General features: G+C 66.3%; 17 protein-coding genes and 1 pseudogene. 8 read left to right on the top strand and 10 right to left on the bottom strand.

The features are described from left to right. The first annotated feature begins 123 nt into the window (after positions 1–123). Genes ACZI8W_RS21300 through ACZI8W_RS21290 form a run of 3 tightly spaced genes read left to right on the top strand, consistent with a single transcriptional unit; the run spans position 124 to position 3,238 of the window. A complete protein-coding gene (locus ACZI8W_RS21300) occupies positions 124–1,290 on the top strand; it encodes a hypothetical protein (protein WP_463370500.1) in 1,167 nt (388 codons plus the stop codon). Then, positions 1,287–2,078 carry an SDR family oxidoreductase gene (locus ACZI8W_RS21295; RefSeq protein ID WP_463370499.1) on the top strand — a complete coding sequence of 264 codons (792 nt, stop codon included), beginning with the start codon at positions 1,287–1,289 and terminating at the stop codon, positions 2,076–2,078. Before ACZI8W_RS21300 ends, ACZI8W_RS21295 begins: the two co-directional genes overlap by 4 nt. Positions 2,079–2,089: 11 nt before the next feature. After that, positions 2,090–3,238 (top strand): sulfotransferase family protein, encoded by a 1,149-nt coding sequence (locus ACZI8W_RS21290; RefSeq protein WP_463370498.1) that lies wholly within the window; start codon positions 2,090–2,092, stop codon positions 3,236–3,238. On the opposite strand, the gene ACZI8W_RS21285 is transcribed toward ACZI8W_RS21290, so the two are convergent. Then, positions 3,223–3,792: an arsenate reductase/protein-tyrosine-phosphatase family protein gene (locus ACZI8W_RS21285; protein ID WP_463370497.1), complete on the bottom strand. Its 570-nt coding sequence runs from the start codon at positions 3,790–3,792 to the stop codon at positions 3,223–3,225. The genes ACZI8W_RS21290 and ACZI8W_RS21285 overlap by 16 nt on opposite strands. A gap of 235 nt (positions 3,793–4,027) precedes the next feature. Between ACZI8W_RS21285 and ACZI8W_RS21280 the strand changes: the two genes are divergently transcribed. Together ACZI8W_RS21280 and ACZI8W_RS21275 are read left to right on the top strand one after the other, a co-directional pair. Further along, positions 4,028–5,032 (top strand): ABC transporter substrate-binding protein, encoded by a 1,005-nt coding sequence (locus ACZI8W_RS21280; RefSeq protein ID WP_463370496.1) that lies wholly within the window; start codon positions 4,028–4,030, stop codon positions 5,030–5,032. Positions 5,033–5,061: 29 nt separating this feature from the next. Continuing rightward, positions 5,062–5,589 carry a MarR family winged helix-turn-helix transcriptional regulator gene (locus ACZI8W_RS21275; RefSeq protein WP_463370495.1) on the top strand — a complete coding sequence of 176 codons (528 nt, stop codon included), beginning with the start codon at positions 5,062–5,064 and terminating at the stop codon, positions 5,587–5,589. A gap of 62 nt (positions 5,590–5,651) precedes the next feature. Here ACZI8W_RS21275 and ACZI8W_RS21270 read toward each other — a convergent pair whose 3' ends face one another. The 7 genes from ACZI8W_RS21270 to ACZI8W_RS21240 all read right to left on the bottom strand — a co-directional run bounded on the left by ACZI8W_RS21270 (position 5,652) and on the right by ACZI8W_RS21240 (position 14,891). After that, positions 5,652–6,428: an enoyl-CoA hydratase gene (locus ACZI8W_RS21270; protein WP_463370494.1), complete on the bottom strand. Its 777-nt coding sequence runs from the start codon at positions 6,426–6,428 to the stop codon at positions 5,652–5,654. Continuing rightward, positions 6,425–7,333 (bottom strand): 3-hydroxyisobutyrate dehydrogenase, encoded by a 909-nt coding sequence (gene mmsB / locus ACZI8W_RS21265; protein ID WP_463370493.1) that lies wholly within the window; start codon positions 7,331–7,333, stop codon positions 6,425–6,427. The genes ACZI8W_RS21270 and mmsB overlap by 4 nt, the downstream gene beginning before the upstream one ends. Continuing rightward, on the bottom strand, positions 7,334–8,395 hold the full coding sequence (locus ACZI8W_RS21260) for an enoyl-CoA hydratase/isomerase family protein (protein ID WP_463370492.1): 1,062 nt from the start codon (positions 8,393–8,395) through the stop codon (positions 7,334–7,336). It abuts the gene before it with no gap. Next, positions 8,392–9,546 (bottom strand): isobutyryl-CoA dehydrogenase, encoded by a 1,155-nt coding sequence (locus tag ACZI8W_RS21255; RefSeq protein WP_463370491.1) that lies wholly within the window; start codon positions 9,544–9,546, stop codon positions 8,392–8,394. Before ACZI8W_RS21255 ends, ACZI8W_RS21260 begins: the two co-directional genes overlap by 4 nt. Before the next feature lie 12 nt (positions 9,547–9,558). After that, positions 9,559–11,091: a CoA-acylating methylmalonate-semialdehyde dehydrogenase gene (locus ACZI8W_RS21250; protein ID WP_463370490.1), complete on the bottom strand. Its 1,533-nt coding sequence runs from the start codon at positions 11,089–11,091 to the stop codon at positions 9,559–9,561. Positions 11,092–11,229: 138 nt separating this feature from the next. After that, entirely contained in the window at positions 11,230–11,988 is a 759-nt protein-coding gene (locus tag ACZI8W_RS21245; RefSeq protein WP_463370489.1) for an SWIM zinc finger family protein, read from the bottom strand. Continuing rightward, positions 11,988–14,891 carry a DEAD/DEAH box helicase gene (locus tag ACZI8W_RS21240; RefSeq protein ID WP_463370488.1) on the bottom strand — a complete coding sequence of 968 codons (2,904 nt, stop codon included), beginning with the start codon at positions 14,889–14,891 and terminating at the stop codon, positions 11,988–11,990. Before ACZI8W_RS21240 ends, ACZI8W_RS21245 begins: the two co-directional genes overlap by 1 nt. Positions 14,892–14,941: 50 nt before the next feature. Between ACZI8W_RS21240 and ACZI8W_RS21235 the strand changes: the two are divergent. Further along, positions 14,942–15,226 (top strand): annotated as a pseudogene (locus tag ACZI8W_RS21235) (alcohol dehydrogenase catalytic domain-containing protein); the annotation flags it as partial. Between the two features lie 601 nt (positions 15,227–15,827). Here ACZI8W_RS21235 and ACZI8W_RS21230 read toward each other — a convergent pair. Beyond that, entirely contained in the window at positions 15,828–16,973 is a 1,146-nt protein-coding gene (locus ACZI8W_RS21230) for an RNA-guided endonuclease InsQ/TnpB family protein (protein ID WP_463370487.1), read from the bottom strand. Between the two features lie 196 nt (positions 16,974–17,169). Here ACZI8W_RS21230 and ACZI8W_RS21225 point away from each other — a divergent pair, with 196 nt between their 5' ends. Beyond that, positions 17,170–17,496, top strand: a complete 327-nt coding sequence (locus ACZI8W_RS21225; protein WP_463370485.1) for a hypothetical protein — start codon at positions 17,170–17,172, stop codon at positions 17,494–17,496. Positions 17,497–17,622: 126 nt separating this feature from the next. Continuing rightward, positions 17,623–18,330 (top strand): HNH endonuclease family protein, encoded by a 708-nt coding sequence (locus ACZI8W_RS21220; RefSeq protein WP_463370484.1) that lies wholly within the window; start codon positions 17,623–17,625, stop codon positions 18,328–18,330. 3 nt (positions 18,331–18,333) lie between these two features. Here ACZI8W_RS21220 and ACZI8W_RS21215 read toward each other — a convergent pair whose 3' ends face one another. Beyond that, positions 18,334–19,119, bottom strand: a complete 786-nt coding sequence (locus ACZI8W_RS21215) for an enoyl-CoA hydratase/isomerase family protein (RefSeq protein ID WP_463370483.1) — start codon at positions 19,117–19,119, stop codon at positions 18,334–18,336. Positions 19,120–19,166: the final 47 nt, after the last annotated feature.

Genomic DNA, 19,166 nt, shown 5'->3' with positions numbered 1-19,166 from the left:
ACAAAACCACGGTTTCGGCTCCGCTGGACGCTCGACCGTTGACCATTTACTAGAACGCGTTCTATTGTCGGCACCGAAGAAGTCCACCGCAGCGGTACACATTCGGACCCTCAGGAGAACCGCGTGCTCACCGATCCACTGGCAGCCGCCATCGCCGAAGCCGAGAAACTCGTGGCCACCGCGCCGCACATCCGCACCGAGCAGGACCTGACAGAGGGCTACGAGTACCTCGCGGGAGGAATTTCCGCGTGCGTGCACGCGGCGTTCGTGCACAGCAGCACCCATCCGACGTTCATCACGGGCACCGGCCCCTACGCCAAGATGGGCCTCGACAATCCCGACACCCTGTATTGGGGCGCCCCGGTACGCGACAACGCCGAGTACCTCGTCACCGGGCGTCGCGGCACTACCTGCGACCTGAGCTTCCAGGTGATGGCAGGCAATTACACCGACTCGAACGTGCCCGGCAACGTGACCGCGTTCGACGATCGCGCGATCACCATCGCCGACGACGGCACCTTCGAGGTGCGGTTCGGACCAGGGCCCGCGGATCCCGCCCGCAACTACTTCCACCTTGCCCCCGGTTCGTCGCAACTCGTCGTCCGGGAGGTCTACAGCGAGTGGACCCAGCGACGCGGCACGCTCCGTATCGACCGACTCGACACGTTGGGCACTCCCGCGCCCGCCCCGACCCGCGACGACGTCACGCGCCGGTACGATCGCGCAGCGCGAGCCCTGGTGTCTCGCGTGAAGACGTGGCTGCAGTTCCCGCAGTGGTTCTACCTGGACCTTCCGGTCAACACCCTCACCGAACCGCGGCGCACTCCCGGCGGACTCGACACCCAGTACTCGTCGGTCGGCCATTTCGAACTCTCGGACGACGAGGCGATGGTCATCACCCTGCCCGCATCCGACGCCCCCTACCTCGGATTTCAGCTCGGCAGCCTGTGGTACGTCTCGCTCGATTACACCGGCCATCAGACGTCGCTCAACAACTCCCAGGCGCAGGTCGATCCCGACGGGAACATTCGGATTGTCGTCTCGAACCGGAACCCGGGGGTGACCAACTGGGTCGAGACCGTCGGTCACGACCGCGGCATCCTGCAGTTCCGCTGGCAGCGCCTCGACCGTCACCCCGAACCCGGGGAGAAGCCGGTCGCCGAGGTCGTCGCGTTCGACCGCATCCCCGAACTCCTGCCTTTCCACGAATCGAACCGCATCACGCCGGATGCCTGGGCGTTGCGCATCGCCGCACGGCAGAGCGGTGTGGCCGATCGGATGCTCGCATGAGCGCCGCGGCAGGTCTCCTGCGCGATCGCGTGATCGTCATCTCGGGCGTCGGCCCCGGTCTCGGACGCACTCTCGCGGTGCGCTGCGCCGAGCATGGCGCCGACGTGGTTCTGGCCGCCCGCACCCGAGAGCGGCTCGAACAGGTCGCGACCGAGGTCACCGCGCTCGGTCGCCGCGCGGTGACCGTGCCGACCGACCTCACCGATGACGATTCGGCCGCTCAGCTCGCTGAGACCGCCGTGCAGGAGTTCGGACGGGTCGACTCCCTCGTGAACAATGCGTTCTCGATACCAGCAATGAAACCCTTGGCGCGCACTGATTTTCAACATATCCGCGACAGCATCGAACTCACCGTACTCGGAGCACTGCGGCTGACCCGGCTGTTCACTTCGACGCTCGAAGCCTCGAAAGGTTCAGTGGTCAACATCAATTCGATGGTGTTGCGACATTCACAGGAACGCTACGGCAGTTACAAGCTGGCGAAATCCGCGCTGCTCGCCGCATCGCAATCACTTGCGACAGAGCTCGGCCCACAGGGAATCCGTGTCAATTCGGTTGCGCCCGGATACATCTGGGGCCCGGTCCTGCGCAGCTACTTCGAGCATCAGGCCGAGAAGTACGGCATGACGGTCGAGCAGATCTACGACCACACCGCGGCGGCGAGCGATCTGAAGCGACTGCCCACCGCCGAGGACATCGCCGACGCGGTGATCTTCCTGGCCTCGCCGATGGCATCGGCGATCACCGGGCAGTGCCTCGACGTCAACTGCGGCGAATACCACCACTGACGGGAACACCAATGACCGAACGCACTACGATCGGCAGCGCCGCATCGCTCCACGACTCGGCCACGCGACTGACGGGCCTGACCGATTTCGGGACCGACGACTACCGCGAGGCCCTCGATGTCCTTCTCGACTCGTACGGGCGCGACGAGAAGCTCACCCCGCTCGGCAGCAAGATGTCGCGGGTGTTCTTGCGCGGGGCACTCGTCGCACGGCTGCTGTCCGAGGCTGCGTGGGCACAGCACCCCGCGCACGCGGACGTCGAGGTCACGCGCCCGATCTTCGTCACCGGCCTGCCCCGCACCGGCACCACCGCGCTGCATCGCCTCCTCACCGCCGATCCCGCCCACCAGGGTCTCGAGATGTGGCTGACGGAGATGCCGCAGCCGCGCCCGCCCCGCGAGACATGGTCCGAGAACCCGGTGTTCGCCGGGATCGAGTCGGCATTCTCCCAGCATCACATCGAGCACCCGGAATTCATGGGGGTGCATTACATGTCGGCTGCGGAGGTCGAGGAGTGCTGGCAACTGCTGCGTCAGTCGTTCCGGTCGCTCTCGTACGAATGCCTCGCCCACCTGCCGAGCTACTCGCAGTGGCTGGCCGGTCAGGACTGGACCGAGGCGTATGCGCGGCATCGGCGCAATCTCCAGCTCATCGGCCTCCCCGATGCCGACAAGCGGTGGGTGTTGAAGAACCCCAGTCATCTGTTCGCCCTCGACGAATTGCTCACGGTCTATCCGGACGCCCTCGTCGTGGTCACACACCGCGACCCGCGCACCGTCATTCCGTCGGTCTGCAGCCTTGCCGCGCAGGCAACCGAGGGGTGGTCGGAAACCTTCGTCGGCGAGACCATCGGCCGTAGCCAACTCGATCTGTGGGCACGGGGCCACGCAACATTCACCGAGGCGCGGGCACGCCACGACCCCGCCCAGTTCGTCGACGTCGACTACCGGGACTTCGTCGCCGATCCGCTCGCGACGGTCGGGGCGATCTACGACGGTCTCGGTACCGGCCTCAGCGCCGATGCGGAGCGGGCGATGGCGTCGATGCACACGGAAAGCCGTAGTGGAGCACGCAAGCCCGCGCACCGGTACACCCTCGAAGAATTCGGATTGCGCGCCGAGGACGTCGACGAACGTTTCCCCGACTACGCATACCGCTGAACGCTCCACCCGGCGATGGCCGGGTCGTTCCCGGCATGACGCGTGGTGAGGAGGTCGAGCAACGGAAACAAGGCAGCGGCGATCCGATCCCCCGTCTCGACGAACTTGCGCTCCGACAATCCCACCGGATCTGGGATCCCCGGAATTCCCTCGACATCGCTGGTGGAGCGGTAGGCGTCGAGTCTCGCAACGGTGTCGGCACCGGTCACGGTGGCGATCCGGTGCGCCTCGGTGAGGGTGAACGATTTCATCGATGATCCTGCGGCCAGCGCGTTGACCCGGTCGCGCTGGTCCTCGGTCATAGTGAGGACCAGCGCTGCCCGCGCGATCATGTGTGCATCGACCCTGCGTGCTCGCCGTGCCGTTGCGTCGCCGCCCAGGCCCTCGATCACTGCACCGGCACTCGGTTCGATCGGGAAACCGACGAGTGCCCGGGTCCCGGCGCTCTCTGCGGTGAGATCCCCGATCCGTCGTTCTGCGGCATACGCGAGCGTGAGTCGCTCGGCAATCACCGAGCGGCACACGTTCCCACTGCAGACGAACAAGATATGCACCCGGGTACTGTAACGGGGACAAAACAGGCGTCCGACGTGCACAGATGTACGTCACCGCAGAGGAACCCGTTGTTCACCGGCGCGACGCCTCTAATTCACGGGAACCGATTTGCACCGGCCCGCCGGTACGGATGCCGATGCCCCTACCGAATCGCGCCTGGATGATGCAGTCGACCAGAGCTTCGGTTAGCCTAGCCTTCTCGTGGAAAGTCCGCGGTCAGGAGGAAGTGGGCCCATGTCGATTCGCAGAAGGATCCTTCCGCTGTGCGCCGCGGTGTTGACAGCGTTCGCACTCACGGCCTGCGGACAGGATTCCGGAACGGACCCGGGAACGGACCCAGCAGAACAGGCTTCCGCGGACGCGACCCGCGCCGTCGCAACCCCCATGGGGGACGTGACGGTTCCCACTGAGCCGCAACGCGTGGTCGTGCTGAACTACGCGCTGGCCGGCTACCTCTACCATCTCGATGTTCCCATCGTCGGCGTCACACCCGAGGATGCGGACGTCGCGGGTACCTTCTCCGAGTTCTGGGTGGACGACGCAGAGGCCGCCGGAACCGAATTCCTTCCGTGGTCTGTGGACGGCTTCGATATCGAGGCCATCGCAGCAATGGATCCCGATCTCATCATCGCGGGTGGCGTCGGATTCCCGTACTTGCAGGCATCAGAGGCCTACGACAACCTCACTACAGTTGCTCCGACGGTGCTGGTGGACCGGCAGTTCCAGACCTGGCAGGAACAGTTCGGCTTCCTCGCGAACAACGTGTTCGACCAGTCCGACGTGCTCGCGCAGCTGACGCGGGAGTACGAGGCCCGCAGGGCCGAGGTCATCGAATCGATCACCCCACCGCCCAACCCCGTGTCGTACGTCACGATCACGGCGGACGGCACTCCGTATGTCCTGATCGAGGACATGGGCCTGCCTGCCGATCTCGTCGACTTCGGGTTCGAACCGGCCCCCGTGTTCGCGGACAACGGCGCCGAACCCTACACAGAAGGCGGCGACATGTTCGAGGTTTCCCTGGAGACCATCGGGCAGGTCGTGACCACACCGACGGTATTCGTCACCGGGTTCAACGGCCCTGGCCCGTCCGTCGAGGAGCTGAGGGAGAACCCCATCTACGCCGCACTTCCCGCGTTCGCCGCCGGGCACGCCTACGACATCCCGTACTGGGCGATTCGGGCCGACTACGACGAGTCGATGGCGTTTCTCGACGACCTCGAGGAGCAGTTCGCCTGACGGGTGTTTCGGCGTGGGATGATCGGAGCATGCCCGCACCACTTCCGCTCGACCCCATCGCCGAAGCCCACCGCCAGTGGACCCTCCACGGATGGGGCGAGGTCGCCGACGGTATGGCCGCCGTGACCTCGGTGATGCGAGCCCAGCAGATCATGATCGCCCGCGTCGAAGAAGTCCTCAAGCCGTTCGGTCTGACCTTTGCCCGCTATGAGCTGCTGACGTTGCTGCACTTCACGAAGTCGGGTGCGCTGCCGATGGCCAAGGCCAGTGCTCGTCTGCAGGTGCACCCGACCAGTGTCACCAACGCCGTCGACCGGCTCGAGGCCGCCGGACTGGTTCGGCGGACTCCGCACCCGAGCGATCGTCGCGCCACACTGATCGAATTGACCGACGCGGGACGAGCACTCGCCGTCGAGGCCACCGAGAAGCTCAATGCCGAGGTGTTCGCACGCCCGGGCATTCCGGATGCCGACCTCGACGAACTCCTCCGAATTCTGTCCGTGATGCGCCACGACGCAGGAGATTTCGACACGGGCGGCACACCGACGAAGTGGTGAACGAGCAGTGAGGGCCGCCCCGGTCGGGGCGGCCCTCACTCGTCTCTACCGAACTCGCTCGATCAAGCGTTCTTGAACTCCGGCGTGCGCTTCTCGATGAACGCGGCCATGCCTTCCTTCTGGTCGGCGGTCGCGAACGTCGAATGAAACACGCGGCGTTCGAATTTCACGCCCTCGGCGAGCGTCCCCTCGAACGCGCGGTTCACCGCTTCCTTCGCCATGATCGCGACGGGCAACGACATCGAGGCGATGGTCGTCGCCGTCTCGAGCGCGGCGTCGAACAGCTCGGCCACCGGCACGATCCGCGATACGAGCCCGGCGCGTTCTGCTTCGTCGGCGTCCATGTTGCGACCGGTGAGAACCATCTCCATCGCCTTGGCCTTGCCCACGGCGCGGGTCAGGCGCTGCGAGCCGCCGATACCCGGGATGACACCGAGCTTGATCTCGGGCTGCCCGAACTTCGCGGTGTCGGAGGCGATGATGAAGTCGCACAGCATCGCGAGTTCGCACCCACCACCGAGTGCGTAGCCGGACACGGCGGCGACGATCGGGGTGCGTGCCGCCGAGAGGCGGTCCCACTCGGAGAAGAAGTCTTCCCCGTAGACCTCGCTGAACGTCTTGGGCGCCATCTCCTTGATGTCGGCGCCTGCGGCAAATGCCTTTTCGGAACCGGTGAGCAGGATCGCCCCGATCTCGGTGTCGGTATCGAGTTCCTCGACTGCCGCCACGACCTCGTGCATCAACGTGCTGTTGAGGGCATTGAGCGCCTTGGGCCGGTTGAGGGTGATGACCCCGACTCGGCCTTTACGGTCGACCAGGATGGTCTCGAACTCGCTCACTTGCTGTCCTCTTCTGTCGAACGGGTACGGATGTCGTCGATGATCGCAGAGAAGTCGAGACCACCGCCGCCGCCCTCGTTGAACCGGTGGTAGAGCTCCGCTGCGCGCAGCCCGAGTTCGGCATCGACACCGTTGGTGCGGACCGCGTTCGAGGCCAGACCGAGATCCTTGTCCATGAGCGCCACCGCGAAACCGGGCTGGTAGTCGTTGTTCGCCGGAGTCGTCGGCACCGGCCCCGGGACGGGACAGTTGCTCGTGAGTGCCCAGCACTGACCCGACGCGTTGGAGGCGACGTCGAACAGCGCCTGGTTGGTCAAGCCCAGCTTCTCACCGAGCACGAACGCCTCACTGATCGCGATCATCGACACGCCGAGGATCATGTTGTTGCAGATCTTCGCGGCCTGGCCGTTGCCCGACCCGCCGCAGTGCACGACCTTGCGTCCCATGACGTCGAGCAACGGCTGCGCCGAGCTGAAATCATCGTCGGATCCGCCGACCATGAACGCGAGAGTGCCCGCGGACGCACCGGCGACACCGCCGGACACGGGTGCGTCGATGGCCCGGTGCCCCGCCGCCTGCGCGCGGGACGCGGCCTCACGAGCGTCGGCGACGTCGATGGTGGAACTGTCGACGAACAGGGTGTTCGTCTTCGCCGCGGGCAGGAGTTCCGCGTAGAGGTCCAGCACGAGCTTGCCGTTGGGCAGCATGGTGACGACGACGTCCGCGCTGGCCACGGCCTCGACCGCCGACGCGGCGACGGTGATGCCGTCCTCGGTGGCCTGTTCCGCAGCGGCAGGGACAGGGTCGAACCCGGTCACGGCGTAGCCCGCCTTCACCAGATTCGCGGCCATCGGGCCGCCCATGTGCCCGAGGCCGAGGAAAGCAACGGTGGGGAGGGTGCTCATCTATCGATCTCCTTCGGGGACGGCGAGCCCGAGTTCGAGATCGCCGAGCGGCTGGAAGTACGCGTCGACATCCGCATCGGTGACGTCGGCGAGGGTGGCCGGAGACCACGACGGGTTGCGGTCCTTGTCGATGACCTGCGCGCGAATACCCTCGACAAGGTCGTGGGTATTCAACGACGCGAGCGACACCCGGTACTCCTCGTTGAGGACCTCTTCGAGAGTGCCGAGTTGCCTGGCGTGCCGGAGCGAGCGCAGAGTCGCCTCGAGTGCCACCGGCGACTTACCGAGAATCGTCTCCGCGGTGGCCTGCGCGTCGGGTGCGTCGCCTGCGCGAAGCCGTCCGACGATCTCGTCGACGCTGTCGGCCGAGTAGGCTGCGTCGATCCAGTCCTGTTCCGCGAGCAGACTGGATTCCGGTGCGGGCTGCGAGTATTCGGCCAGGGCGTCCTCGACCGAACCGGAGCCGAGTGCGGCAACGAACTTGTCGAGCGCGTCGGAGGGGACGAAGTGGTCGGCGAATCCGAGTGCGATCGCGTCGCCGGCCTTCATACGCCCGGTGGTCAGGGCGATGTGGGTGCCGAGCTCACCCGGTGCCCGCGACAGCAAGTAGGTGCCTCCGACGTCGGGAACGAACCCGATTCCCACCTCCGGCATGGCGAGAGAAGAACGCTCGGTGACGATTCGCACGTTGCCGTGCGCCGAGATCCCGATACCACCGCCCATCACGATGCCATCCATGATCACGACGTACGGCTTCGGGTAGCGTCCGATCGCCGCGTTGAGGACGTACTCGTCGCGCCAGAAGTCCTGCGTGCCGGTTCCACCGTCCTTGGCATCGTGATAGATCGCAACGATGTCGCCGCCCGCGCACAGGCCGCGCTCCCCTGCGCCGGTGACCACCACCGCGCGAATGGTGTCGTCCGTGGACCACTCGAGCAGCGCCTCTGCCATCTCCTGAACCATGGTGTGGTTGAGGGCGTTGATCGCTTTGGGCCGATTCAAGGTGATCCGGCCGAGCCCGTTCTTCGCCTCGACGAGGATGTCGGGTGCGCTGTCCGTCATGCCGCTCCTGTCTGGGCCGCTGCCACCACGCTGCGCGCGATGACCAGCCGCATGATCTCGTTGGTTCCTTCGAGGATCTGGTGAACGCGCAGATCTCGCACGATCTTCTCGATCCCGTACTCGGCAAGGTAACCGTATCCGCCGTGCAGCTGCAGTGCCTCGTTCGCCGCGGCGAACCCCGTGTCGGTCGCGAACCGCTTCGCCATCGCGCACAGTTCCACGACATCGGCGGCTCCCGTGTCGAGCGCATCAGCGGCGCGCCACAACAGGGTGCGTGCCGCTTCCAGTTCGGTGCGCATGTCGGCAAGCCGGAACTGCAGCGCCTGCGCATCGAGCAGCCGTTCGCCGAATGCCTTGCGCTCGGCGAGGTACGCGACGGCGCGGTCGAGGGCGGTCTGACCGCCACCGACCGAGCACGCGGCGATGTTCAAGCGTCCGCCGTTGAGTCCGTGCATCGCGATCCGGAAGCCGCCGCCTTCCTCGCCGAGAAGGCTCTCCGCGGGCACGCGGGCGTCTTCGAAGATCACCTGACGGGTGGGCTGTGCGTTCCAGCCCATCTTCTTCTCGTTGGCTCCGAACGACAGGCCGGGGGTGTCCTTCGGGACGACGAACGCGGAGATGCCGCGCGCGCCGGTGTCGCCGGTGCGGGCCATCACCACGTACACGTCGGATGTGCCCGCGCCCGAGATGAACTGCTTGACACCGTTGAGCACGTAGTCGTCGCCGTCACGAACGGCCTTGGTGCTCAGGGCCGCTGCGTCGGAACCGGCGCCCGGCTCGGTGAGGCAGTAGCTGCCGAGGTGTTCCATCGAGCACAGGCCCGGCAGCCAGCGGCGGCGCTGTTCGTCGTTGCCGTACTTGTCGATCATCCACGCCACCATGTTGTGGATGGAGATGTAGGCGGCGATCGACGGGCAGCCCTTGGCGAGTTCCTCGAAGATGCGGACGGAATCGAGGCGCCGGAGCCCAGATCCGCCGACGTCCTCTCGGACGTAGATTCCGCCCATGCCGAGTGCTGCGGCCTTGCGCAGTACGTCGACGGGGAAGTGCTTCTCCTGATCCCATTCGACCGCGTTCGGCGCCAGGTACTCGCTGGCGAAGTCGCGGGCGGTGTCGCGGATGGCCCGGTCGTCGTCGGTGAGTGCGAACATTGTCGGTTCCGCCTAGTCCATGGTCGGGATGACGAAATGGTCGGTGTCACCCACGTGGGCGCCCTCGAGGTCGCCCTCCTTGACACCGGAGGGGAAGCGCTGCGTGACGGTCTTGGTCTTGGTGTAGAAGCGGAAAGCGTCGGGGCCGTGCTGGTTGAGGTCTCCGAAACCGGATGCCTTCCAGCCGCCGAACGTGTAGTACGCGATCGGGACCGGGATCGGAACGTTGACACCGACCATGCCGACCTCGACGCGGCGGGCGAAATCGCGGGCGGTGTCGCCGTCGCGAGTGAAGATTGCGACACCGTTGCCGTATTCGTGGTCGGTGGGAAGACGCAGCGCTTCCTCGTAGTCGGCGGCGCGCACGACTGTCAGGACGGGCCCGAAGATCTCCTCGAGGTAGATCGACATACCGGGGGTGACCTTGTCGAACAGGGTGGGGCCGGAGAAGAAGCCGTTCTCGTGACCCGCCAGGACGAAATCGCGACCGTCGACGACGAGCTCGGCTCCTTCCTCGACGCCCTTGGCGATGTAGCCGTGGACTCGGTCCCGGGCCTCGGCAGTCACGAGCGGGCCGAAGTCGGCCTTCTCGTCGGTACCGGGACCGACGCGCAGGTCGGCGATACGTTCGGCGAGCTTGGCAACGAGCCGGTCCGCGGTCTCCTCACCGACGGGCACCGCGACGGACAAGGCCATGCAGCGTTCGCCTGCGGCCCCGTAGGCTGCGCCCACGAGTGCGTCGGCGACCTGGTCCATATCGGCGTCGGGCATGATGATTGCGTGGTTCTTCGCGCCGCCGAAGCACTGGGCGCGCTTGCCGTTCTTCGCGGCGGTCTCGTAGATGTACTGCGCGATCGGCGTGGAGCCGACGAAGCCGACGGCCCTGATACGCGGGTCTTCGAGCAGAACGTCGACTGATTCCTTGTCGCCGTTGACGACGTTGAACACCCCGGCGGGCAGCCCGGCTTCGAGGAACAGTTCGGCGAGACGCAGCGGGACAGAGGGATCACGCTCGGAGGGCTTGAGGACGAATGCGTTGCCGCTGGCGAGTGCCGGGCCGGCCTTCCACAGCGGGATCATCGCGGGGAAGTTGAACGGGGTGATACCGGCGACGACGCCGAGGGGCTGCCGCATCGAGTAGACGTCGATGCCGGTACCGGCGGAATCGGTGAATTCACCCTTGAGCATGTGCGCGGCACCGAGGCAGACCTCGATGACCTCGAGCCCGCGCTGGACGTCGCCGCGCGCATCCGGAATGGTCTTGCCGTGCTCGCTCGAGAGCAGCGCCGCGAGTTCGTCCATGTTGTCCTGCACGAGCTGGACGAATCGCATCAGCACGCGGACTCGCTTCTGCGGGTTCCACGAGCCCCATTCCTTCTGTGCCTCTTCGGCGTTCGCGATAACAGCTTCGACTTCGGCCTTCGTGGCGAGCGGGACGCGCGCCTGAACTGCGCCGGTGCTGGGTTCGAAGACGTCTCCGAATCTTCCGGACGTCCCGGCGACGTGCTCGCCGCCGATGAAATGGGTGAGTTCTCGAACGCTCATGTGAACCGTCCTCAGCGATAGTGATGTCATGACCGGCGCCAGTCGGAGACCGCCCCGAATTATTCGTCCATCCTATAGTTGGAAGTCCATGTATGTCTACCGCAACGTTCGGAAACGCCACGATCCGAACGGCGCGGATCAGCGCAGACGACGGTAGAGATCCTCGAGATCGGACATGCCCCGGATCACGATGGCCTCATCGGTACCACCCGCGCGCAACGCGCGGCGCAGCAACATCGGATCCAGGTCGTCGAGGGCCGGCCGGAAGCGCTCCACCGGCAGCTCCGGCAATTCTGTATCGTCGCCGTAGAAATCCTCGGCACCGGGGACCTCTTCCTCCACCCCGCCGATCAGCATCGACAGATCGACCCCGCGCAGCGTCAATACGGACAACGGGTTCTCGTCGACGTGCTCGGCCAACAGGAATGCGACCGCTGCGGCGTGTGTGCACGGCCAGCCGTCGTCGGGGCACGTGCAGTCGAAGTCGAGTTCTCCCGCCCGCCGAGGCAGCAGCAGTGGTCCGAGTTCCTCGGGAAGCACTCCCCCGGCCAGACGCGCGAGCAACCCGGGCGACGAACGCACCTGCTCGATCAACTCGCCCACAGCATCCTCGGTCAGCGGCCGCACCGTGACGGTGGCGGTGAATGGGCGCAGTTGACTGCCCTGCACCTCGCCGATCACCGCGCCCGGCTCGAGCCGCATCGACACCACCTGTCCCGACCGCGCGTACGCGCGCCCCCTGGTCAGCCGCCCCTTGTCGGCCGCCTGTTCCATCGCCGCGATCAGTTCTTTCGACCACCAGCTGCGACCGATCGCACCGCGTTTGGTGCGCGCCTCGACACCGTGCGCCACAGGCCCGGCGGCGCCGTACTTCCCTGCCGCCCTCCGGTTCGCCATCAGTCACCCACCGCATCGTCACCGAGGGTCAGCAGCGAGTGCAGCTGATCCGTGGACAGTTCGGTGATCCAATTCTCCCCCACACCGACCGCGAGGTCAGCGAGTTCTTGTTTCCCGGTGAGCATTTCATCGATCCGTTCCTCGACCGTCCCCACACACACCAGCTTGCGGACCTGCACGTCACGGCGCTGCCCGATCCGGAACGCACGGTCGGTGGCCTGATTCTCCACCGCCGGGTTCCACCATCTGTCCAGATGCACCACGTGGTTCGCGGCAGTCAGATTCAGCCCCGTACCACCTGCCTTGAGCGACAGCAACATGATCGGTGGGCCCACGCCGTCCTGCTGGAAACGGGTCACCATGTCGTCGCGTTTACCCTTCGGCACACCACCGTGCAGGAAAGGCACCTCACTGGCGAATCGCTGCTCGAGATACGGCGCGATGAGTGTGCCGAACTCACGGAACTGTGTGAACAGCAGGACCTTCTCGCCGTCGGCGAGCACCGATTCGACGATGTCCTCGATCAGCCCGAGTTTGCCCGACCGATGCCGACCCCGGCGCAGCACCGGCGACCCGTCGCCCAGATAATGAGCGGGATGGTTGCACACCTGCTTGAGACGGGTCAGCGCCGCCAGCACAGCCCCCTTCCGGGCCATTCCCTCCTTGTCCCGGATCTTGCGCATCATGTCGTCGACGACCGCCCGGTACAGTGCGGCCTGCTCAGCAGTGAGATTGGCGCGTACGGTCTGCTCGAACTTCTCGGGCAGATCGGAGATCACGTCCGGGTCGGTCTTGACTCGCCGCAACACGAACGGCGCTGTCAGCGCCCGCAAACGCGCTGCGGCCGCCGAATCGTGGTCACGTTCGATGGGCACCGCGAACTTCGCCCGAAACCCCGCAGCGCTCCCGAGCAGCTTGGGGTTCGCGAAATCGAGGATCGACCGGAGTTCTTCGAGACGATTCTCGACGGGGGTACCGGTGAGTGCGATCCGGTGCGCTGCCGGAATCGCGCGGGTGGCCCGCGACTGCCCGGTACTCGCATTCTTCACGTGCTGTGCCTCGTCGAGCACGATCCGCTGCCACGACAACTCCACCAACTGCGCAATATCGCGCGCGACGATCGCGTAGGTGGTGATCACCAGGTCGTGCTCGGCGACCGCTGCGGCAAGGGCACCGCCGCGGAGCCGCTGAGGGCCGTGGTGGATGTAGACGCGCAGGCCGGGAACGAACCGTTCGGCCTCCCGGTGCCAGTTACCGACCACGGACATCGGACACACCAGTAGCGTCGGGGCCGAGCGCGCCGTGGGTGAGTCGCCCGTCTGAGTCGCCTCGTCCTCGTGGGCGAGCAGCGCGAGCAGCTGCACCGTCTTTCCCAAGCCCATATCATCGGCAAGTACCGCACCGAGCCCGAGCCGGGACATGAACGCGAGCCAGTCGAGTCCCCGCTGCTGATAGGGACGCAGCTCGGTGCGTAGATCCTTCGGTACCGGCACCGGATCGGGATGCACCTGACCGTCGAACAGTGTCGCGACCCACCCGGTCGCGGTGATATCGGCGACCTCGACCGGCGGCGGATCATCGCCGGTGAACTGCGCGAACAACGAACCGAGCGAGCCGTCGCGCTCCGAGTGGGCATTGACGTACTTGACGGCGCGCGCGAGTGCCTCGCTGTCGGCGCGCACCCACTTGCCGCGTAACTTCACCAGGTCGCTGTTCGCGGCGACGAGATCTTCCATCTCGGAATGCGTGAGCAGCATGTCGCCGACGGCGAGCTGCCACTCGTAGGAAACGATCGCGTTCATCCCCACCGAGCTCTCGTCGGGGGTCACCGGCGCGACCGCCGAATTCACCTCGAGGCGCAGCGACGGGTCGACCGTGGCCCATGCTCTCGGCAGCAGCAGCGACACACCGGCCGCATTCAGGGCGCGCACGCCGTGCTCGACCAGATCGATCACGACCGGGGTGGGCAGCAGCAGGTCCAGAGTGGCGGGGTCGCGCGGAACATCCTGCAGGCGGGGGTACGCGTTGAGTGCGGCACCGAGCTTGCGGACACCGATCTGGAGTAGGTGGGCGTCGGTCGACTCCACCGGCAGCGGAACCGGCGATTTCCCTTCCGACTGCAGGCAGACCTCGAGGCGCCACAACGCGGCCGCACCGACGTCCTCGTCATCACCGTCGTCGGGTTCCACCAAACGAAGCACGAGGTCGGGTTCGAACCCCGCGAGGCTGGCCCGCCATTCCTCGAGAGCATCGGCCATACGCTGACTCCCGCGCGGATGCGGGGCGCCTTCGGCCAGCCCCGCCACGAGGGGATGCAGCGATGTCGAGGGACCGTGCAGACCTCGGACGATCGGATCGGTCAGCTCGGCGCACAGATCGTCGAGCAATGCCGCTGGACGACCGAGCTGCCGCTGGACCGGCGGCATCGCGGCAGCGAGCTCTGCCAACCACGCCCGAGTCTTCTCGCCACCGAGGAGCCGCCACCGCGCCCACCACTGTTTCTCGGCGCGCACCAACTCGGGCGCGACTCGACCGGCCTGCGCCCACCGCTCGATACCGCGCGCCACATGCACGAGGAAACGCAGATCGCCCGCGATGCCCTGCGCGCGGCGGGGCATGTCGAGCAGGAGGTCGGCCGCGTCCGGCGGCGCGATCGCAACGGCGGGCAGGGTGCGCGGTTCCGTGTCGCCGGGCAGCGTCAGTTCGACGCGGTGGCGAAAGGGTCGGTCTGTCCAACGGCGCAGCGCCGAGGGCAGCTCCCCAGGATCTGCGGACACGACAGGATCTGCAGACGCGGCAGGGCCGGCAGCGGCGCCGTCGGACGCAGCAGAGTCGGCCGTTTCGTCCGGTTCTCGCCACAGCACTAGACCGGATCCAGGTGACCAGAGCCCGTGCAAGAACATCCCTACATGGTGCCAGCCCGCGCCGAAGTCCGAGGTGGCAGGCTGGCACTATGGCGATCGCGTACGGATTCTCTGAATACGGTGGACCCGACACCCAGCAGGTCTTCGACCTGGAAGTACCCAGGCCGGGGCCGGGTCAGCTCCTCGTCGCTGTGTATGCCGCCGGGGTGAATCCCGCCGACTGGAAAGTGCGAGCGGGCACCCGCAAGGACACCGTCCCGGTGACGCTGCCCGCCGTCCTCGGCCGCGAGGTGGCGGGTGTGGTCACTCGGGTGGGTGCCAACGGCAGAGATTTCACGGTGGGTGACGCCGTCTTCGGATCCACGGCTACCGGCTTCGGTGGGTACGCCGAGTACACGGTGCTCAACGCCGACAGCGCCGCGCACAAGCCTGACAGCGTGAGCTTCGCGGCCGCCGCAACCATTCCCGTCGCCGCGGGAACCGCGCTGGACATCGTCGAACAACTCGAGATCGTGGACGCCGACACCGTGCTGGTTCTCGGCGCCGGGGGCGGTGTCGGCTCCGCCGTCACCCAGCTTGCTCACGCACAGGGGGCGGCGGTGCTCGGTGTCGCGAGTGCCGGCAAGTCGGATCTGGTGGAGGCCAACGGTGGCATCTGGATCGAGTCCGGCATCGGTAGCGATGAGCGGGTCGTCGCAGCGGATGAGGTCGTAGGGAAGGTGACCGTGGTCGTCGACCTGGTGGGCGGGGAGACCCTGGCACGCGCCGTTGCCGGATGCGGACCCGATGTACGCCTGATCAGCGCCGCCGATCCGACTCTCGCATCCGACCTCGGCGGTTCAGGGGTCGACCGTCGGCGCGCGCTGGCACTCGTCGAAGACGTTGACGTCCTCCCGGTCGTGAACGACCGGGACTCCTACCGCAGCGCTACGCGCCACCTCGGTGGGTTCCTGTTTCATCGAGTCGTGCTCCCCACTAGGCAGGGAGACTTACCGTCTCTCCGCAGGCGTTTCGCCTCTCCGCCCGTCCGGCGGCGAGGATGTTCTTCGCGGCGTTCAGATCGCGGTCGTGGACCGTCCCGCACGGGCAAGTCCACTCGCGCACCGACAGTGGCTTCTTCCCGTCGATCCGCCCGCACACCGAGCAGGTTTGGGATGACGGGAAGAAGCGGTCCACCTTCACGACCGTCCGCCCGTATCGGGCGGCCTTGTCCTCGACCATACGGAGGAACATGCCCCAGCTGGCGTCGTGCACCGATTTCGCGAGGCGGGTGCGGGCCAGACCTTTCACGCACAAGTCCTCGACGTAGATCGCTTGGTTTTCGCGAATCAGGGTCATGGATTGTTTGTGCGCGAAGTCGCGTCTGGCGTCGGCGACCTTGGCGTGGGCTTCGGCGACGCGGATGCGCGCCTTGGCCCGGTTGTTGCTGCCCTTGTCCTTGCGGGACAGGGCCTGCTGTGCCTTGCGGAACTTCCGCTCGGCGCGACGGAAGAACTTCGGGGACTCGATCACCTTCCCATCCGAGAGCACCGCGAACGTCGTCAGGCCCAGATCGATCCCCACCTCCGCATCGCACTCCGGCAACGGCACATCGGTGGTCTCCACCACAAACGATGCGAAATAGCGGCCCGCCGCATCCTTGATGATCGACACACTCGACGGCTCCGACGGCAACTCCCGCGACCACGCGACCTTCACCTCGCCGACCTTCGCCACATACAGCTTCCGGTTCGGGCGGATCGAGAACCCGTTGCGGGTGAGCCGGATCGACTGCCGATGGTCCTTGCGGGACCGGAACCGCGGCGCCCCGACCCTGCGGCCCTTCCGCTTCCCGGACAGCGAATCGAACCAGTTCCGGTACGCACGACGGGCATCCTGGCACGCCTGGACCAGGGCCACCGATGCGACCTCGGCGAGCCATACCCGCTCCGGGGTCTTCTTCGCGTCGGTGACGACCCGTTTCTGCACCTCGGTGTCCGACAGTTTCACCCCGACCGCATACGCGTCCTGCCGTGCACGCAGCGCATCGTTGAACACCACCCGCGCACACCCGAACGACCGGGCCAGCATGTCCTGCTGGCCGGGCGTCGGATACACGCGGTACTGGTATCGAAGCTGCATGTTCGTAACGTACAGGCACCCACCGACACACACCGCTCGAGGGATCGGCTATCCCGGCCATGAACGGGCCGGGCTTGCGCCGAAAGCCACCGGTCACGCGCGCGGCAAGGTGGTCGTGACCGCTCACTCGGCGCGCCGACACTGATCTCAGACGGATCGCCTGGATCGAGGCACGTGAGCAGAGGAGGATGGGTCCATGTCCGTCCTGATCCAGGTTCTCGAACAGACGTACAGTGCCCACACTCCGTGGCAACAGGTGAAGTATGCGTTCATCACCTGGGACCACGTCGCCACGTTGCGGCTCGACGGCCAGTGTGGTGTGTGGCTCGACGGGACCAAGCACGGTGAATCGCACAGGCTCGCCGCGACAGCCAGCCCCGAGGACGCGATCTTCTTCCTGCTCCGGGTCTACGACCGGGTCGCCGAATGTCGTCAGTCCGGTGGTTCGTGGATCGTCGGGCACGATGGCCGCACTGTCGCATCCATCCGCGCGACACGTTTCCCGTTGACGACCGAAACCTGACCCCCTGGATGGTCGAGTGCCGGATATCTGCGCGCGCAGCGGACATGTGCGAGCGGCACAACCCGCGCGAGAATCCGTGGAACGCGCGAAGGCGACACCTCGACACGGACCTGCCACGATCGCTCGGTGCGCGGGAACGCGAAGTGGTGGGTGCCGGTGGTGGTGATCGTCATGATCGTGTCGTGGTGGTTCACTCCTTCCCCACACGCGACGGATCCCGTCCCCGGCAGTCCGTCGCGTGCCCTGATCGACGAGTTGCTCGCCGCGGTGACGGTGGTTCCCGAGCGTCCACGCCCCGGTGGATACGAGCGCGACTGCGGAAGCAACGGCAGGTGTGCCTTCGGGGAGCCGTGGACGGACGAACACTCTGGGCCGTATGGGCGCGACGGCTGCGACACCCGCAACAACGTGCTCGCGCGAGACCTGCGCGGCGTCGTCTTCCGGCCGGGCAGCAACGACTGCATCGTCACTGCCGGAACACTCGACGATCCGTATACCGGGGCGCTGGTGCACTTCCAGCGCGCACAGGCGAATGCGGTGCACATCGACCACATCTATTCGCTCGCGGCGGCCTGGGATCACGGAGCCGCGGGCTGGTCTGCGGAGTTACGGCGGCAGTTCGCGAACGACGTGGTGTACAACCTGATTGCCGTCGACGGTGCCGCCAACATGACCAAACGCGATCACACCCCCGCCGCGTGGCTACCACCCGCCACCGGGTACCGGTGCTGGTTCGCCGGCAAATACCTGACGGTCGCGCTGAGATACGGGTTGCCGGTCACCGTGGAAGATCACGGTGCTCTCACCGGTGCAGCGCAGACCTGCCCGGGGTGATCGTCACGCGGACGGAAGATTCTGCGGAATCCACGCGGGCTCACGCTTTTCCATGAACGCCCGCATCCCTTCGCGGGGTTCCGGGGATGTCTCGAGCGCACCGAACATCGTCTGATAGTCGAACAGTCCGTAGCGATCGTTGAGCATTCGCTTGACCTGGGCGCGTGCAAGCGGCGCGGTCTGCAACACCTGCCGCGCAGCGGTCAGCGCACCTTCTCGCAACTGCTCGTGTGGAACGACGCGGGAAATCACGCCGAGGCGCAGCGCCTCGGCTGCGTCGAACCTGCGGGCGGAAAGGATCAGATCACGGGCCGCTGCCAGACCCACGTGTGCGGGAAGCGCCGCGGCATAGGTTGCGTCGGGGATTCCGCGCAGGAGTTCGGGAACGCGGAAGGTCGCGCGCTCGCTGGCGACCGCAATGTCGGACATCATGGCCACGAGCAACCCACCGGCCTGGCAGATTCCGTTGACAGCGGAGATCACGGGGGCACGGCTGTCGCGGATGGCCAGAAAGGGCACGACGTCGTCGCCGGAGAGCCCCTCCGGCAGGTTGTCGCCCGGTTCCGAACGACCACCCAGGTCGCCGCCCGGCGCGAAGACGTCGTCGACTCCGGTGATGATCAGCGCGCCGAGATCGGGATCGGTATTGACCAGCTTCACCGCGCGTTTGAGGCCGTAATACATAGCCGGGGTCAATGCGTTGCGCGCGGCGGGGCGGTCGATGATGCACCACCCGATCGTGCCTTCGCGCTCGAATCGCAGTCCGCCTGCTCCCAGATCGTCTCCCATAGCGAGAACATACATCCTTCTCGGTTTCGAAAACAGCATTCTGCGCG

It is taken from the genome of Rhodococcus ruitaii, assembly GCF_055230935.1.
The sequence above is the reverse complement of the archived record's forward strand: the minus strand, read 5'-3'. Positions and strand labels throughout refer to the sequence as shown.

Excerpts from the sequence above, each read along its gene's own strand:
- ACZI8W_RS21295 (WP_463370499.1), top strand. The coding sequence starts at position 1,287 with ATGAGCGCCGCGGCAGGTCTCCTGCGCGATCGCGTGATCGTCATCTCG.
- ACZI8W_RS21290 (WP_463370498.1), top strand. The coding sequence starts at position 2,090 with ATGACCGAACGCACTACGATCGGCAGCGCCGCATCGCTCCACGACTCG.
- ACZI8W_RS21280 (WP_463370496.1), top strand. The coding sequence starts at position 4,028 with ATGTCGATTCGCAGAAGGATCCTTCCGCTGTGCGCCGCGGTGTTGACA.
- ACZI8W_RS21275 (WP_463370495.1), top strand. The coding sequence starts at position 5,062 with ATGCCCGCACCACTTCCGCTCGACCCCATCGCCGAAGCCCACCGCCAG.
- mmsB (WP_463370493.1), bottom strand. The coding sequence starts at position 7,333 with ATGAGCACCCTCCCCACCGTTGCTTTCCTCGGCCTCGGGCACATGGGC.
- ACZI8W_RS21260 (WP_463370492.1), bottom strand. The coding sequence starts at position 8,395 with ATGACGGACAGCGCACCCGACATCCTCGTCGAGGCGAAGAACGGGCTC.
- ACZI8W_RS21255 (WP_463370491.1), bottom strand. The coding sequence starts at position 9,546 with ATGTTCGCACTCACCGACGACGACCGGGCCATCCGCGACACCGCCCGC.
- ACZI8W_RS21250 (WP_463370490.1), bottom strand. The coding sequence starts at position 11,091 with ATGAGCGTTCGAGAACTCACCCATTTCATCGGCGGCGAGCACGTCGCC.
- ACZI8W_RS21245 (WP_463370489.1), bottom strand. The coding sequence starts at position 11,988 with ATGGCGAACCGGAGGGCGGCAGGGAAGTACGGCGCCGCCGGGCCTGTG.
- ACZI8W_RS21240 (WP_463370488.1), bottom strand. The coding sequence starts at position 14,891 with ATGTTCTTGCACGGGCTCTGGTCACCTGGATCCGGTCTAGTGCTGTGG.
- ACZI8W_RS21230 (WP_463370487.1), bottom strand. The coding sequence starts at position 16,973 with ATGCAGCTTCGATACCAGTACCGCGTGTATCCGACGCCCGGCCAGCAG.
- ACZI8W_RS21225 (WP_463370485.1), top strand. The coding sequence starts at position 17,170 with ATGTCCGTCCTGATCCAGGTTCTCGAACAGACGTACAGTGCCCACACT.
- ACZI8W_RS21215 (WP_463370483.1), bottom strand. The coding sequence starts at position 19,119 with ATGGGAGACGATCTGGGAGCAGGCGGACTGCGATTCGAGCGCGAAGGC.